The organism is Streptomyces sp. NRRL F-6676 (assembly GCF_000725625.1).
Lineage (GTDB): Bacteria > Actinomycetota > Actinomycetes > Streptomycetales > Streptomycetaceae > Streptomyces.
Genome location: NZ_JOHS01000046.1, coordinates 25,529 through 40,288, shown reverse-complemented (window position 1 = coordinate 40,288; position 14,760 = coordinate 25,529). Strand labels below are relative to the sequence as shown.

Annotated in this window: 12 protein-coding genes and 2 pseudogenes; 5 read left to right on the top strand and 9 right to left on the bottom strand. The window is 75.2% G+C overall.

From position 1 onward, the window contains the following. The first annotated feature begins 123 nt into the window (after nucleotides 1-123). Together IO29_RS24360 and IO29_RS24355 are read left to right on the top strand one after the other, a co-directional pair. Nucleotides 124-1,083 (top strand): ATP-binding protein, encoded by a 960-nt coding sequence (locus tag IO29_RS24360; RefSeq protein ID WP_030381594.1) that lies wholly within the window; start codon nucleotides 124-126, stop codon nucleotides 1,081-1,083. 72 nt (nucleotides 1,084-1,155) lie between these two features. Beyond that, nucleotides 1,156-1,425, top strand: a pseudogene (locus tag IO29_RS24355) (SCO5389 family protein); the annotation flags it as partial. Nucleotides 1,426-1,527: 102 nt separating this feature from the next. Here IO29_RS24355 and IO29_RS24350 read toward each other — a convergent pair. The 7 genes and pseudogenes from IO29_RS24350 to IO29_RS39060 all read right to left on the bottom strand — a co-directional run. Continuing rightward, a complete protein-coding gene (locus tag IO29_RS24350; protein ID WP_033226338.1) occupies nucleotides 1,528-1,950 on the bottom strand; it encodes an SPW repeat protein in 423 nt (140 codons plus the stop codon). A 141-nt stretch (nucleotides 1,951-2,091) separates the two neighbouring features. Beyond that, a complete protein-coding gene (locus tag IO29_RS24345; protein WP_030381591.1) occupies nucleotides 2,092-2,607 on the bottom strand; it encodes a copper chaperone PCu(A)C in 516 nt (171 codons plus the stop codon). A gap of 101 nt (nucleotides 2,608-2,708) precedes the next feature. Beyond that, the gene (locus tag IO29_RS24340; RefSeq protein ID WP_030381590.1) at nucleotides 2,709-5,045 is read right to left on the bottom strand and encodes a heavy metal translocating P-type ATPase; all 2,337 of its coding nucleotides are present in this window, start codon (nucleotides 5,043-5,045) and stop codon (nucleotides 2,709-2,711) included. Continuing rightward, nucleotides 5,045-5,299: a hypothetical protein gene (locus IO29_RS24335; RefSeq protein ID WP_030381589.1), complete on the bottom strand. Its 255-nt coding sequence runs from the start codon at nucleotides 5,297-5,299 to the stop codon at nucleotides 5,045-5,047. The genes IO29_RS24340 and IO29_RS24335 overlap by 1 nt, the downstream gene beginning before the upstream one ends. A 102-nt stretch (nucleotides 5,300-5,401) precedes the next feature. Beyond that, nucleotides 5,402-6,013: a sigma-70 family RNA polymerase sigma factor gene (locus IO29_RS24330; RefSeq protein WP_033226333.1), complete on the bottom strand. Its 612-nt coding sequence runs from the start codon at nucleotides 6,011-6,013 to the stop codon at nucleotides 5,402-5,404. Nucleotides 6,014-6,163: 150 nt separating this feature from the next. After that, nucleotides 6,164-6,952 (bottom strand): hypothetical protein, encoded by a 789-nt coding sequence (locus IO29_RS24325; protein WP_030381587.1) that lies wholly within the window; start codon nucleotides 6,950-6,952, stop codon nucleotides 6,164-6,166. Between the two features lie 36 nt (nucleotides 6,953-6,988). Continuing rightward, nucleotides 6,989-7,330, bottom strand: a pseudogene (locus tag IO29_RS39060) (ABC transporter ATP-binding protein); the annotation flags it as partial. A gap of 135 nt (nucleotides 7,331-7,465) precedes the next feature. Here IO29_RS39060 and IO29_RS39055 point away from each other — a divergent pair. Beyond that, a complete protein-coding gene (locus IO29_RS39055) occupies nucleotides 7,466-7,633 on the top strand; it encodes a hypothetical protein (protein ID WP_199806942.1) in 168 nt (55 codons plus the stop codon). Here IO29_RS39055 and IO29_RS39050 read toward each other — a convergent pair. Together IO29_RS39050 and IO29_RS39045 are read right to left on the bottom strand one after the other, a co-directional pair. Beyond that, nucleotides 7,611-7,823, bottom strand: a complete 213-nt coding sequence (locus tag IO29_RS39050) for a hypothetical protein (protein WP_051707874.1) — start codon at nucleotides 7,821-7,823, stop codon at nucleotides 7,611-7,613. The genes IO29_RS39055 and IO29_RS39050 overlap by 23 nt on opposite strands. 141 nt (nucleotides 7,824-7,964) lie before the next feature. Next, complete coding sequence (locus tag IO29_RS39045; RefSeq protein ID WP_199806941.1) at nucleotides 7,965-9,779, bottom strand: hypothetical protein; 1,815 nt, start codon at nucleotides 9,777-9,779, stop codon at nucleotides 7,965-7,967. A 292-nt stretch (nucleotides 9,780-10,071) separates the two neighbouring features. Between IO29_RS39045 and IO29_RS24305 the strand changes: the two genes are divergently transcribed. After that, a complete protein-coding gene (locus IO29_RS24305) occupies nucleotides 10,072-13,416 on the top strand; it encodes a right-handed parallel beta-helix repeat-containing protein (RefSeq protein WP_030381585.1) in 3,345 nt (1,114 codons plus the stop codon). 20 nt (nucleotides 13,417-13,436) lie between these two features. After that, a complete protein-coding gene (locus IO29_RS24300) occupies nucleotides 13,437-14,672 on the top strand; it encodes a S8 family serine peptidase (RefSeq protein ID WP_030381584.1) in 1,236 nt (411 codons plus the stop codon). Nucleotides 14,673-14,760: the final 88 nt, after the last annotated feature.

The following is a 14,760-nucleotide window of genomic DNA, read 5'->3' as shown; positions in this document are numbered from 1 at the left end:
CCGCCGTCGTCGTCCAGTTGGGGTCTTCCGCCAGTCGGGCGACCCCGATTTGACAGCCGGAGCGCGGCCTCACCACGATGGCCTCATGAAAGCCGTTTTCAGTTTCAGTAGAGGGGGCTCGTAGTGCGCGTCGCGTTCGTCGGCAAGGGCGGCAGCGGCAAGACCACGCTGTCCGCCCTCTTCGCCGGCCGGCTGGCCCGCTCCGGCGTGCCGGTCCTCGCCGTCGACGGTGACATCAACCAGCATCTGGCCCACGCCCTCGGCCTGCCCGAGGAGGAGTCCTTCGGCGCCCCGCCGCTCAGTGCGCGGACCGGCGAGATCAAGGACTTCCTGCGCGGGAGCAACCCGCGGATCGCCTCCCGCGAGACCATGCTGAAGACCACTCCCCCGGGTCGCGGCTCCCGGCTGCTGCGGCTGCTCGGTGACGACGAGATCCACGCCCGGCACGTCCGCGAGGTGGCCGGGGTGCCGCTGATGGTGACCGGTGCCTTCGCCGAGGAGGACCTCGGGGTGGCGTGCTACCACTCCAAACTGGGCGCGGTCGAGCTGTACCTCAACCACCTCGTGGACGGTCCCGGCGAGTACGTCGTCGTCGACATGACGGCCGGCGCGGACGCCTTCGCCTCCGGGCTGTTCACCCGGTTCGACATGACGTTCCTGGTCGTCGAGCCGACCCGCAAGAGCGTCGCGGTACTGCGTCAGTACCGCGAGCACGCCGCCGAGTTCGGCATCCCGGTCGGGGTCGTCGGGAACAAGGTGACCGGCGAGGACGACCTGCTCTTCCTCAAGAGTCACGTCGGCGACGACTTGCTGGCGTACTGCCCGCACTCCGCCCACGTCCGCGCCCAGGAGCAGGGCCGCCCGCACGACGGCCCCGAGCCGGCCCTGCTGGGCGCTCTCGACGCACTGCGCCGCGCGGTGGACGCGCGCCCCAAGGACTGGGAGACCTTCCAGCGGCACGCGGTCGAGTTCCATCTGCGCAACGCCGCCGCCTGGGGCGACCGGGCCACCGGTACGGACCTGGCGGCGCAGGTCGACCCCTCCTTCCGGCACGGACCGGCCGCGCTGCGGGACTCCCGCTGACCGTCCCTCTGCCCCTCGACATCCCGCCACGGACTCCTCGACATCCCGCCACGGAACAGACAGGACAGCCCCATGTCACCCGACGTCCCCCCGCAGCCGCTCGCCGAGGCCGAGGCGGGCGAGGTCCGCGACGCGGACGTCGTGGCGGCCGTCCGCGCGTCGCTGCCCTACGCCTACCAGGTCGTCGCCGGGCTCGCGGCCGAACTGCGCTCCGGCACGGCCGAGTTCGCCGACGTCGTCACCTCTCCCCCGTCGGAGGCGGAACGCGGCCAACTGCGGCGCGCGCTGTCCAGCGACGCGATCCGCGGCAGCCTGGAACGGCACTTCGGGGTCGTCCTGGCGTCCTGAACACAGGTGTGGGGGCCCGGGCGCGTAGTGCGCCCGGGCCCCCACACCGTGCCGCTCACGGCGGCGACGACGGGCCGGTCCCGGTGACCGGCCGGGTCAGGCGCGGCCCTTGGCCGCTCCCATCGCCGTCGTCGTCAGACCCAGCACGACCGCGACAGCGCCGGTGATGACGTTGCTGACGACCGTGCCGGTCGTGGCCGCCGCGTTCTGCACGACCCAGGGGCTGATGATCGCCCAGGCGCCGATCGCGGCGGCGACCCAGCCCATGCCGAAGGTCCGCTCATAGGCGCTGCCGAAGCCCAGCGCCAGGATCGCCAGGGCGATACCGGTCACCAGGTTGCTGACGCCCAGCGGGTTGCCGTCGAATCCCACCACCCACGGCGAGATCGCCAGGTACAGGCCGGTCAGCAGGCTCAGTCCCTCGGCGGCCTGCGCGGACGGCCGGGTCGACACCTCGGCGTAGCGGGCTCGCAGTGCGAGAAGGTCCGGGTGCTGTTCGATCTGCGAGTGAGTGGCCACGACGGCCACCCCCTTCCCAATCGGGGACATCTCGTCCCTCTTGCGTAACCCCCCTCGCCGGGCTGAACCATGGCACAAGGCAAATAGGGGAAATACCGAGTGAGGTACGCCACATCCATCGGTGTACCGGGCCCGGCCGCCTCACTCGGCCGCCCCCGGACGGACCACCACCGCCAGCGTCTCGACCGGCCCGCTGTGCGCGAAGCGCAGTACGAAGGGGACGAGATCACCGGTACGCCAGCGCGGCGAGGCGGGCACGGTCACATCGCTGGTGAGGGGTGACATGTCGACCGTGCCGCCCGCGGGCACCGGCAGCGAGCCGGTGAGCTGCCGGTAGGCCGCGTTCCCGGCGGTCATCCGATGGCGGCTCAGGGTGATCTCCCGGCCGACGGCGGACGACGTCACCGCGAGCAATGTGTCCGGTGCGCCGCCCGAGTTGGTGAGGCGGAAGAAGGCGGCGGTCTCCACGGCGTCCGGCGCGGGGAGGTAGAGCCGGGCGTCGGCGACGGCGATCCGGGCGGGGCTGCCGGCCCTGCCCGAGGCGGTCCACGCGGCGAGACCGCCGAGCGCGAGGACGGCGGCGCAGACGGGGGCGAGGCCGGCCAGGACGGTGTCCTTCAGGCGCCGGCGGGTGGGGCGCCAGGGGTGCGGGGTCATCGGCGCTTCCTTCACGGCGTCGGCGTCGGCGGCGGCGGTGCCGGTGCCGGTGCCGGTGCCGGTCTCGGTCCGGGTGCGGGCGGCGGGGGCCGCTCCGGGCGTCACAGCGCCGCCCGGGCGCGCGGTGCGGACGCCGTACGCCGCCGGCCGGCCGGTGACGGCTGCCAGGCGCGCAGCCGCAGGCTGTTGCCCACCACGAGCAGCGAGCTGACGGACATGGCCGCCGCGGCGAGCATGGGGTTGAGCAGGCCGACCATGGCCGGCGGCACGGTCACCAGGTTGTAGCCGAACGCCCAGAGCAGATTGGCGCGGACGGTGCCAAGCGTGGCGCGGGCCAGCCGTACGGCGTCGGCGAGGGCCTCGATGTCACCGCGGACGAGCGTCACGTCGGCGGCGCCGATCGCCACATCGGCGCCGGTGCCCATGGCGATGCCGAGGTCGGCCCCGGCCAGGGCGGCCGCGTCGTTGACGCCGTCGCCGACGACCGCGACCCGGTACCCCTGCTCCCGCAACTCCCGTACGAGCGCCGCCTTGCCCTCGGGCGAGCAGCGCGCGTGCACCTCCTCGATACGCAGCTCCCCGGCGACGGCGCGGGCCGGTTCCACGCGGTCGCCGGTGGCGAGAACCGGACGCACCCCGAGCTGCCGCAGCCGTTCCACGGCCCGGTAGCTGCCCGGCCGCAGCACGTCGCCGATCTGGAGGAGCGCCGCGACCGTGCCGTCGACGCGGACCACGACCGGGGTACGGGCGCCGCCCGCCCCGGTGGTCGTCAGCGCACCGGCGAGAGAGTCGGGCAGTTCGTCGTCCGGCGCGCCGACCTCGACACGTCTGCCCTCCACCCGTCCACGCACGCCCCGCCCCGGCAGGGCCTCGAAGTCCTCGACGGCGGGGAGTCCGCGCCCGGGCGCGGTACGCCGTGCGTACGCCACCACCGCACGGCCCAGCGGGTGTTCCGAGCCCTGCTCGACCGCCGCCGCCAGCCGTACTGCCGTCTCCTCGTCGAGTCCGCCCGGCACCGTGGTGACCCGGGCGACGCTCATGTGCCCGGAGGTGAGCGTGCCGGTCTTGTCGAGCACCACGGCGTCCAGGTGCCGCAGACTCTCCAGTGCCCGGGGCCCGTTGACCAGGACACCGAGCTGGGCGCCCCGGCCGGTGGCGGCCATCAGCGCGGTCGGGGTCGCCAGGCCCAGGGCGCACGGGCACGCCACGACCAGCACGGCCACACAGGCGGTGAGCGCGGCCTGCGGCTCCGCCCCCGCACCGAGCCAGAACCCGAGCACCGTGACGGCGAGGACGAGGACGACCGGGACGAAGACCCCGGCGACCCTGTCCGCGAGCCGCTGGGCGCGTGCCTTGCCCGCCTGGGCCTCGGTCACCAGAGCGGTGATCCGCGCCAGTTGGGTGTCGGCGCCGACGGCCGTGGCCCGCACCAGGAGCAGTCCCCCGGCGTTCACGGCACCGCCGGTCACCGGGGCGCCGGGACCCACCTCCACCGGTTCGCTCTCCCCGGTGACCAGGGAGAGGTCGAGCGCGGAGCTGCCCTCCACGACGACCCCGTCGGTGGCCGGCCGCTCCCCGGGCCGTACGACGAAGACCTGCCCGACGCGCAACTCCTCGATGGGAATTAGGCGTTCGCGCCCGTCCTCGCGTACGGACACCTCCTTGGCGGCGAGCCGGGCCAGCGAGCGCAGGGCCGCACCGGTCCCCCGCCGCGCACGCGCCTCCAGGAACCGGCCGACGAGCACGAACAGCGGTACGCCGACGGCCACTTCGAGGTACATCGGGACGACGCCACCGGTGGTGGACGGTACGAGGCTGAACGGCATCCGCATGCCGGGGGCGCCCGCGCCACCCAGGAAGAGGGCGTAGCAGGACCAGGCGAAGGAGGCCAGGACGCCGAGGGAGACGAGCGTGTCCATGGTCGCCGCCGCGTGCCGCAGCCCGCGGGCCGCCCGGACGTGGAACGGCCGGGCGCCCCAGACGACGACGGGCGCGGCGAGCACGAAGCACAGCCACTGCCAGTCGCGGAACTGAAGCGCGGGGACCATCGAGAGGGCCATGACCGGCAGGGCGAGCAGCACCGTGACCACCAGCCGGTCGCGTTCCCGCCGCGGTTCCCCGGCGCCGGCCCCGTCCTCCCCGGCCCCCCCGACCATTCCGATCTCCCCGTCCGCCTGCTTCCGCCGGACCGGCGGTGCGGGGAGCGCGGCCGTGTACCCGGCGCGCTCGACGGTGGCGATCAGCTCCCGCGGGCCGACGCCGGAGGGGTGCCGTACCCGGGCCCGGCCGGTGGCCAGGTTGACCGCCGCGGTGACCCCGTCCAGCCGCCCGAGCTTCTTCTCGACGCGCTGCACACAGGCCCCGCACGTCATCCCGCCGACGAGCAGGTCGGTCACGACCTCCGCGGCGGCCGGTCCGATGACGGGTTCCGCCGCCATCAGTGACCGCCTCCCTCTCCCATGTCCCCCATCTCCATCCCGCCGGAGTCCGTGCCGCCGTCTCCCCCGCCGCCGTCCCGGGTCACCTGGGTGCCGTGCATGCCGGGCGCGACCGGCCCCGCGCCGGTTCCCACCGCGTAGGCCGCGGCGAACGCCACGACCAGCAACAGGAGGAATCCGCACAGGGCCGGCGGGGGCAGCGCCCGGCGGAGGGAAGGACCCGCCGCGGGGGCGGGTCGGCGGGTCCGTGCCATCGAGAACGACTCCCAACACCTCGTACGGCGCCGTCCGGAGGAAGCCGTACCGGTACAGGAGTCGGGGCGGCGGGCGGCCGGGTTCCCCGGGGCCGGTGTGACCTACGTCATCACGAGCGCCCCCGGTGCGGGCGCCGCCGGACCGGCGGTGCCGGGCTCGTCGTCCAGCATCCGGGTCAGCGCGCCCCGGGCCCGGGAGACCCGGGAGCGCACCGTGCCGACCGGACAGCCGCTGGCCTCGGCGGCCTCCCCGTACGGCAGGCCGAGCAGCTGGGTGAGGACGAACGCCTCGCGCCGGTCGCCGGGCAGCGCGGCCAGGAGGTCCATCAGGGCGACGCCCTCCTCGAAGCCCGGCAGGCCGAGCGGCTGGGCGCGTTCGGCGGCGAGCTGCCAGTCGGCGGTGTCGGCCTTGCGGGGCCGGGCGGCGGCGCGGCGCAGGCTGTCGGCGACGGCCCGGCGGGCGATCGAGAGCAGCCAGACCCGGGCCGAGGAGCGGCCCTCGAAGCGGTGCAGCGCGGTCAGGGCCCGCAGGAACGTGTCCTGGGTGAGGTCGTCGGCCGCCTGGGGGTCGTGGGCGAGGTGGGCCACGTAGCGGCGTACGTCGTGCTGGAGGGCGCGCACGAAGCGGTCGACCGCTTCGCTGTCGCCGCCGGCGGCGGCGAGCGCCCAGGCGGTGACCGTCTCGTCGGTCACCGCGGGCAGGGCAGGGCTCATGGTTGCTGGGTCCTTACTCGGGTCCCGTGCGGCCGCGCCGAAGGGCCGCTGGGGCCAGGGGGCGGCCCGCACGGGTGGGAGATCCCGTCCACGCGGACGCGCGGACGACGGCCCGCGCCGCGCGTGCGCACGGCGTGGGGAATCCGGCTGTCAGAGGACAGCGATCGCCCCGGGTGGACCCCGGGTGGTGAAGGCGTGGACGAGGAGCCGCTGCCGCGGTCGGTGCGCCCGTTCACGGAACCGCCGCGGTACGGGCGGCGGTTCGGGCGGCAGGAGGACGGCGAGGACGAGCCGCAGCGGGACGAAGGCGCGGTCGGCGCAGGCGCGGGCCAGCGCGAAGGCCGCGTGCTCGCCCTGCGCGAGCCACAGTCCGCACAGCAGGGCGGCCAGGAGGTGGGCGGCGAGCATGCCCCAGGAGGCCGTACCGGTCGTGTGCGCCATGGCGTGCGAACCGGCGGCGCCCATGCCGGGCATTCCCGGCATCCCCGGCATGGACGGCATGGCATCCATGCCGTGTACGTGTCCGGCATGCGTGCCCGGTACCCGCTGGGCGAGTCCGGCGTGCACGGCGACGTCGTACGCCCGGGCCGCCGCCGCGGAGCCGGGTTCGCCGCCGCAGAGCAGCTGGGCGGCCCACTGCCGGACCGAGGCGGTGCCGTCCGGCGCGCTCCCCGACGGCTGGAGTGCGGACTGCGCGGTCGTGAAGCAGATGTGCAGAGCCGTCTGGACGGCCACGGTGAGCCCGGCCACCGTGGTCCGGCGGCGCTCCCTGGCCCCGAAGGCCCAGCCGACGGCGCCGACCGCCGCGGTGGCGGCGGCCAGGGCCCACCAGGGCACCGGCGCGCCGGACATCAGGACGTGACCGGCGGCGGCGAGCACGACGCACACGGCCGCGAACATCGCGGCCCGCAGTGCGCGCAGTACCCCGCCGGCAGACATCTCGCCTCATCCTCACACCCGGTGCCCGGGCCCGGTTCACCGACCCGCGGACCCGGTCGCGGCCGGGCGCGGGAGTCCCGGTGCCGCGTTCTCCTCGCCGCTCCGGCTGCGCGGCCCGTCCGTTCCGTCCACCGGCCGCCGGTGGTCGAAGGCGATCAGCGGATCGCCGGTCAGCGGGTGCGTGACGACGGCCGCCCGGACGCCGAACACCTCCGCCGGCAGCTCTGGGCGCAGCACCTCGCGCGGTGGCCCGGAGGCGACCACGTGGCCCTCGTGCAGAACGTGCAGCCGGTCGGGGACGGGGGCCGCGGCGTTGAGGTCGTGCAGGGACACCGGCGTCGTACGGCCCCGGCCGCGCAGCAGGGCGAGGAGTTTCATCCCGTCGACGAGTTCCGCGGCCCTGGCGCGGGCGCCGGTGACCTCGCCGAGCGCGGTGATGTCGGCCTCGACGACGGACAGGTCGGTCACCGCGTGCTCGCGCTGTCCCGCGCAGGCGGTGGACCTGAGGTAGAGGTGCTGGATGCCGGCGGCCCGGAATTCCTCGTCGGTGGGGCGTCGCCCATGCCGCTCGTCCTCATGGCGGCGAAGGTGTCGATGTACAGGTCGGCGCCGGAGGCGAGGAGCTTCTCCTTCGGTATCACCGACCTGCTGAGCACCTTCACCCCGCGGCCCCGCTCGTGACGATCTTCGCGGGCGGCCGGGAGAAGGTGGTTCTCGCTCCCCGGCAGTCGGTGACGGTGACCGGGAACCGGCCGGAGACGGTGGCGGCGGCGCCCTGGGCCCCGCCGGCACCGCCTCCGTCGCCGCAGCCCGTCACGAGCAGGCCGCCCGTCACCGCGGCCGCCGTGCCCCACGCCGTACGAGAACGCATCGCGACTCTCCTGGATCGGTCCGGTGCGCGGGTGGCTTCGCGCCACCCCCGGTCCAGTAGTCGCGGCGGGCACCGGGTGAGTTCCCGGTGGCCGCCGCCCGATCGGCGTGGGGGTCCGTACGGACGGCCGGTGTCCGGCGGTCAGTGCTGGGTGTTGCTGGCCCAGATCGCCCGGCCGTTGTCGTAGATCACGACGTTGCCATCCTCCTGGATCTTGAGGACGGATCCGTTGTGACCGTAGGTGTTGCTGGCCCAGACGGGCCGGTTGGCCGAGGTGTAGACGACGAGGTTGCCGTCCGCCTGGAACACCGCCTGGTAGTTCGAGCCGAACGTCATGGTGGCCCAACGGGCCTTGTTGTTCTCGTCGTACACCACGAGGTTGCCGTCCTTCTGCATGTGCAGTCGGGCCCGCTTGGCGTCGAGGGTCTGGCCGGCCTTGAGCACCCGGGTGGCCGAGACGCTGATGTACGCCGGGAGGCTCGGTTTGGCGGCCTTCTTCGGCTTGCTCTGCTTCTTCTTGGTCGTGACCTTGGTGGTCTTCGAGGACGTCGTCCTCGTCGGCGAGGAGACCGGGCTCGACACGGGCGCCGGGGGCGCCGGGGCCGCCGGGTGCGACTTCACCTTCGGCGCGTCGGAGTGGGACCGACTGGCCGAGGGCGAGGCGGTGGAGGAGGCGTACGGGGCGGCCTGGCCCTCGGCGTCGTCCTCGCCGAGGACGGTGCCGGCCTGGTCGGCGACGACGCTGTCGTGGTTCTCCGGCGCCCGGTCCCGGCTGACCAGCAGCACGGGTACGGCGACGAGGACGGCGCCGAGGACGGCGGCGCCGGCCAGCAGCGGGCGGCCCGGGCGCCCGGTGGGCACGGCGGCGGCGGTGCCGGAGCCGGGGTTGTCGGGGGCGCTCGCGGCCAGCGCCTCGGCGCGCGCCTCGGCCTCGGGGGCGGCAGCGGCGGCGGCCCGGCCGTCACCGCCGTCCGGCCGTCCGGAGGCGGCGGCGGGCTCGACGGCGCCCCGGCCGTCGGGAGTTCCCCGCCCCAGTGCCCCGGTGGTCCCTCGGGCCTCGGCGCCCTCGGCCGCGGCAGCGGCCGGGGCCTCCGGCGTGGCGGGGCTCGCCGCGACGGCGGCGGCCGCCGCGGTGGCCGGGGCGGCGACGGCCGCGGCAGCGGCGCCCTGCGCCGTGGCGGAGGCCGCCGCGGCGGCCTCCCGCTTCCTCTTCCGCCCGCCGAAGAGCCCCGAGCCCGCCTCCCGACGACCCGCGGCGGCCCCGGAACCGGTGGCCGGCACGCCGCCCTCGGCGCCGCCCGGCGCACCCGCGCCCGGCTCGTCCTTCTCGCCCGCGCCGGCACCCGGACCCGCCTCCCGGCGGCCCCCGGCGGCCGTGGCACCGTCGGCAACCGCCGCCGCGCCCCGGCCCGAGGCGCCGAGAGCGCCGGTGCCCGTGCCGCCGGCGGCCGGGGACGCGGGCCGGCCCAAGGCGCCCGGTCCCGCGACGACCGGTGCCTCGGCATCCGCCTCGGCGCCGCCCGGCGCACCCTCGCCTGGCTCGCCCTTTCCGCCTTCGGCACCCGCAGTCGCCTTCTGGCGGGCCGCGGCCGGGCCCAGGGTGACGGTGGCGCCGTCGGCGGCGCGGCCCAGGACACCGGAGGGGGCGACGTCGGAGTCGGTGTCCCCGGCCTCCGGTGCACCGGCCTCACCCTCCCCGCCGTCGTCGCCCCGCGCGGCGTCCGGCCGTGAGCCGGCGCCGGTGAGGGTGTCGAAGGCCGCGCCCTCGTCGGCGGTGTCGTCCGCCGCGGTGGCGGGCCACGCCGTGCGCGGGTCCCGCGGCGGGCCGGAGGCCGCCGGCCCGCCGCCCGCGCCGGTGTCCGGGGCGCCCGTCGGGCTCCCGGCTGCCGCCGAGGTGTCGTCCGTCGAAGTCTCCGCCGCCGTCTCCCCGGCGGCCGATTTCGTCCGTTCTGCCATCCGCGCCATCCGTCCCGCAGTTCGTCATGCGTCCGTGTGAACGACTCCATTCACGCACATGTTCCAACCGCTCGTCATGTCGCGGGGGTTACCAAAGACTGTCGGAAAGTCTCCGCGCTGGTAAGCGCGTTGCGCACGGCCCATAATTCGTTGCACGGAAACACGCGCCACACCGCGTACCCCACCCGCCCCGGTCGTTCCGGAACCCGGACCGGAGTAGGAACACGCGTGCGGGGACGGCATGATGGTGTCCACCGCAACCCACGGGTGCCGACACGAGGAGGTCAGCGGAGTGCGCCAGGTAGTGACGGTCTGTCCGGAGGGCACCGGGGACGCCCGGACGATCGGAGAGGCCCTGGCCAGGGCGCGCGGCGGCGCGGTGCTGAGTGTGCGCCCGGGGACGTACGAGGAGAACCTCGTCGTCACCACCCGGGTGACCATCGTCGCCGAGCAGTCGCGCGGCAGCGTCCGGCTGGCGCCGCGCCAGGGCACCGTGATCTCCCTGCGGGCGGACGCGGTGATGCTCACCGACCTCGTGGTGCAGGGCCAGGACGAGAAACTGCCCGTCGTGGACGTCTCGCAGGGCCAGGTCGCGATGCAGGGCTGCGATCTGTCCGGGATGTCCTGGACGACGGTGCTGGCCCGCAACTCCGGCTCGCTGGCGATGCGCGAGTGCCGGGTGTCGAGCCGGTCCGGCGCGGGTGTCGTGGTGACCTCGCAGACGGAGAGCTCGCTGGAGTCCTGCACGCTGGAGCACCTCGGCACCAGCGGTGTGGTGATCGGCGAGCGCGGCCGGGCCACCGTGCGCGGCTGCACGATCCGGGACGCCCGCGGCAACGGCATCCTGGCCAACGGCGACGCCCAGGGCTCGGTCGAGGACTGCGACGTCTCCTCCACGGACAAGCCGTCGCTGGCCCTGGAGGAGCGCAGCGCGCTGAAGGTGCTGCGCACGGTGATCCACGACACCACGACCGGCGCGCACCTGACCAGCTCCGGCCGCACGGAGCTGGAGGAGCTGCGGGTCAACGGCACCAGCGGTCCCGGCATCGTCGTCTCGCACGGCGCCGACCCGGTGCTGCGCCGCTGCCGCACCGCGCGTACGCAGAGCCACGGCCTGCTGGTGACGGACCGGTCGCGCGGCACGTACGAGGACTGCTGGCTGACCGGCGCCCACGTGCCGGCGCTGCGGGTGTCGGGTGCCTCCTCGCCGACGCTGACCTCGCTGACCGTGCGGGACGGCGAGGCGGACGGCGTGCTCCTGGAGGAGGACTCGGCGGCCGAGCTGGAGCGCGTGGAGATCGTCGACGTCAAGGGCACCGGCGTGGTCGTCAAGGGCGGCGCCAACCCCCTGGTGCGGCGGGCCCGGATCACCGGGGCCGGCGGCACGGGTGTGTCGGTGCGCGACGGCGGGCGCGGCCGGGTGGAGGACTGCACGGTGGAGACGCCGGGCGGCGCGGGCGCCCAGGTCGCCTCGGGCGGTGACGTCTATCTGGCCGGGTTCCAGGTGAGCAACCCCGCCGGGGCCGGTCTGGAGATCGGCCCGGAGGGCACGGTGTCGATCCGGGACGGCGAGCTGGTGTCGGCGGGCGGCTGCGGTGTCCTGGTGGACAACGGCGGCGAGCTGACGGCGACCCGGGTCCGGGCGGCGGCCGCCGCCGAGCACGGTTTCCTGATCCGGGACGGCGGCCGGGCCTCGCTCAACGGCTGCGAGGCGGCCGGCTCCACCCGCGACGGCATCCGGGTGGAGTCCGAGGCGCCGGTCTCGGTGGTCAACTGCACCGTGCGGGAGAACCGGGGCGCCGGCCTGATGCAGTCCAAGGCAGGCGGCCGGCTGGCGGTGGAGAACCTCACCAGCACCGGCAACGAGTCCCGTGACGCCTGGGGCTTCGGCGAGGCGGAGGGCACCGACCCGGCGGGCACCGTACCGGAGTCCGACGGGCCGGGGCGCCCGGACGGGCCGATGGCCGCGCTGGAGAGCCTGATCGGCCTGGACAACGTCAAGGAGCAGGTCCGCACGCTGGTCAACCTCACCCAGCTGGCCAGGCGCCGCGCCCAGCTCGGCATGTCGGCGCCGCCGATGAGCCGGCACCTGATCTTCGCCGGCCCGCCCGGCACCGGCAAGACCACCGTGGCCCGGCTGTACGGCACGATCCTGGCCGAGCTGGGGGCGCTGCGCTCCGGGCACCTGGTGGAGGTCTCGCGCGCCGATCTGGTGGCGCAGGTCATCGGCGGTACCGCCATCAAGACCACGGAGACCTTCGAACGGGCTCTGGGCGGCGTGCTGTTCATCGACGAGGCGTACACCCTCACCTCCGACTCCCGGGGCTCGGGCGCGGACTTCGGCCGGGAGGCCGTGGACACGCTGCTGAAGCTGATGGAGGACCACCGCGACGACGTGGTGGTCGTGGTGGCCGGCTACTCCAACGAGATGCGCAGCTTCCTCTCCTCCAACCCGGGACTGGCCTCCCGGTTCTCGCGGACCGTGGAGTTCGAGAACTACTCGGTGCCCGAACTGGTGGAGATCATGGAGAGCATGTGCGGGCGCCACCAGTACGTGCTCGCCGACGAGACCCGCAAGGCGCTCGCGGTGCACTTCGACCGGCTGCCGAAGGACGCCGGCTTCGGCAACGGCCGTGCCGCCCGGCAGGTGTTCGAGGAGATGGTGGACCGGCAGGCGGTGCGGCTGGCCTCGCTGTCGGACGTCTCCGAGCAGGACCTCACGCTGCTGCTGCCGCAGGACATCAGCGAGGAGGCGGCGCAGGAGGCCGCCGCGGGACCGGACGGCGTGGACGCCGGCGACGACGCGCTGAGCAGGCTGGACGCACTGGTCGGGCTGTCGGCGGTCAAGCGGGACGTCACCGACCTGGTCAACCTGGTCTCGACGGCACGGCAGCGCGAGGCCGCCGGGCTCCCGGTGCCCCGGATCAGTCACCACCTGGTGTTCACCGGCCCGCCCGGCACCGGTAAGACGACCGTGGCCCGGCTCTACGGCGAACTCCTCGTCTCGCTGGGCGTGCTGCCGCGCGGCCAGCTCGTCGAGGTCTCGCGCGCCGATCTGGTCGGCCGGTACGTGGGCCACACCGCGCAGCTGACCCGGGAGGTCTTCGAACGGGCCCTGGGCGGCGTGCTGTTCATCGACGAGGCGTACACCCTCACCCCGCGCGGCGGCTCCGGGTCGGACTTCGGCCAGGAGGCGGTGGACACGCTGCTGAAGCTGATGGAGGACCACCGCGACCAGGTGGTCGTCATCGTGGCCGGCTACACCGGCGAGATGGAGGCGTTCCTCTCCTCCAACCCGGGCCTGTCCTCCCGGTTCTCGCGCCGGGTGGAGTTCGCCGACTACACCTCCGACGAGCTGGTCACCATCGTCCGCCAGCACGCGGTGCAGGCGGGGTACGAGTGCGGGGCCGGGCTCGGCTCGGTGCTGCGGCAGCACTTCGACACGCTGCCCAGGGACCGGTCGTTCGGCAACGCGCGCACCGCCCGCCAGGTGCTGGAACGGATGATGACCCGGCAGGCGGGCCGGCTCAGCCGGCTGGCCGCGCCCAGCCTGGACGACCTGCGGCTGCTCCTCCCCGAGGACCTGGTCGACCAGGCGTCCGCGTCGCCCGCCTCCAGCGGGGCGGCGGGCGCATGACGAACGGAACGGGACCGCACATGACGGGCAGGACCCCGCGCGCCCCCCGGCGGGCCCGCGTCCTCGGTGCCGCGCTGCTGCTGACGGCCGTCGTGGGCGGCAGTGCCGCCGCGCCCGCGGCGGCGGACGGGGGCAGTTCGGTGCGGCTGCCGGTGCTGCCCTCGACGGTGTCCGCCGACGACCCGTGCACGGCGGGTTCCAGCCGGCAGGCCACGGCGGTGCCGTGGGAGCAGGCCGGTCTCCAGCTGAACCGGGCCTGGCAGGTGACGACGGGCGACGGGGTGACCGTCGGCGTCGTCGACACCGGGGTCTCCACCTCCGCGCCCGCGCTCAAGGGGCGGGTGACGGCGGTCGGCGACGCCGGGACGGACTGCGTCGGGCACGGCACGTTCGTCGCCGGTCTGGTGGCCGCCGCGACGCGGGACGGCGTACGGTTCGCGGGCGTCGCCCAGCACGCCCGCATCCTCGCGGTGCGCGGCACCGACAGCCGGGGCGCGGTCACCGCCGAGCGGGTCGCGTCCGGTATCGAGGCCGCGGTCGAGGGCGGCGCCAAGGTGGTGACGGTGTCGGCGGCGCTCGAGAGCGACTCCGCCGCGCTGCGCTCGGCGGTGGCGCTGGCCGCGAAGAAGGACGTCCTGGTGGTCGCCGCGGCGGTGCCGAACGTGCCGTCCACGCCCTCTTCCACGGATCTGCCCGCGCGCGACTTCTACCCGGCGGCGGCCGACGGGGTGCTCTCCGTCCTCGACGTCGACGTCGACGGCAAGCGTCCGACCGGCTCGTACACCACCGACAGCGCGGACCTCGCCGCGCCCGGCGACGGCGTCGTCGGCATCGGTCCGGCCAAGGACGGCCACTACATCGGCTCCGGTGCCTCGCTGGCCGCCGGTTTCGTGGCCGGGTCGGCGGCGCTGGTGCGCTCCGTCCACCCGGAGCTGTCGGCGAAGGAGACGGCCCAGTTGTTGCGGTCGTCCGCGTATCCGGCGGACGTGCCGCGGTTGGACCCGTACGCGGCGGTGACGTCCGTCCTCACCTCCGAGAACGGCGGGCTGCGGGGGCAGGCCGCGGCGGCTGCGCCGGTGCGGATGCCGGAGGACAAGGCGGCCGGGCCGCTGCGCCGGGCCATGTGGCCGGCGGCGGCCGGACTCGGCGTGATCATCGCCGTCGTCTGGCTCGGCGTGATCCTCCCCCGGGGCCGCCGGCTGGGCTGGCGCCCCACGTCCGCGAAGACCGCGGGGAGCGCGGAGACGGACGTCTGAGGGTTCGTCGTCGGGTGTGGGTCGTCCGTGGCCGGTCGCGCCTCGCGGCGGAGCCGCACATCGACACAGCCCCGCGCCCCTGAAGGAT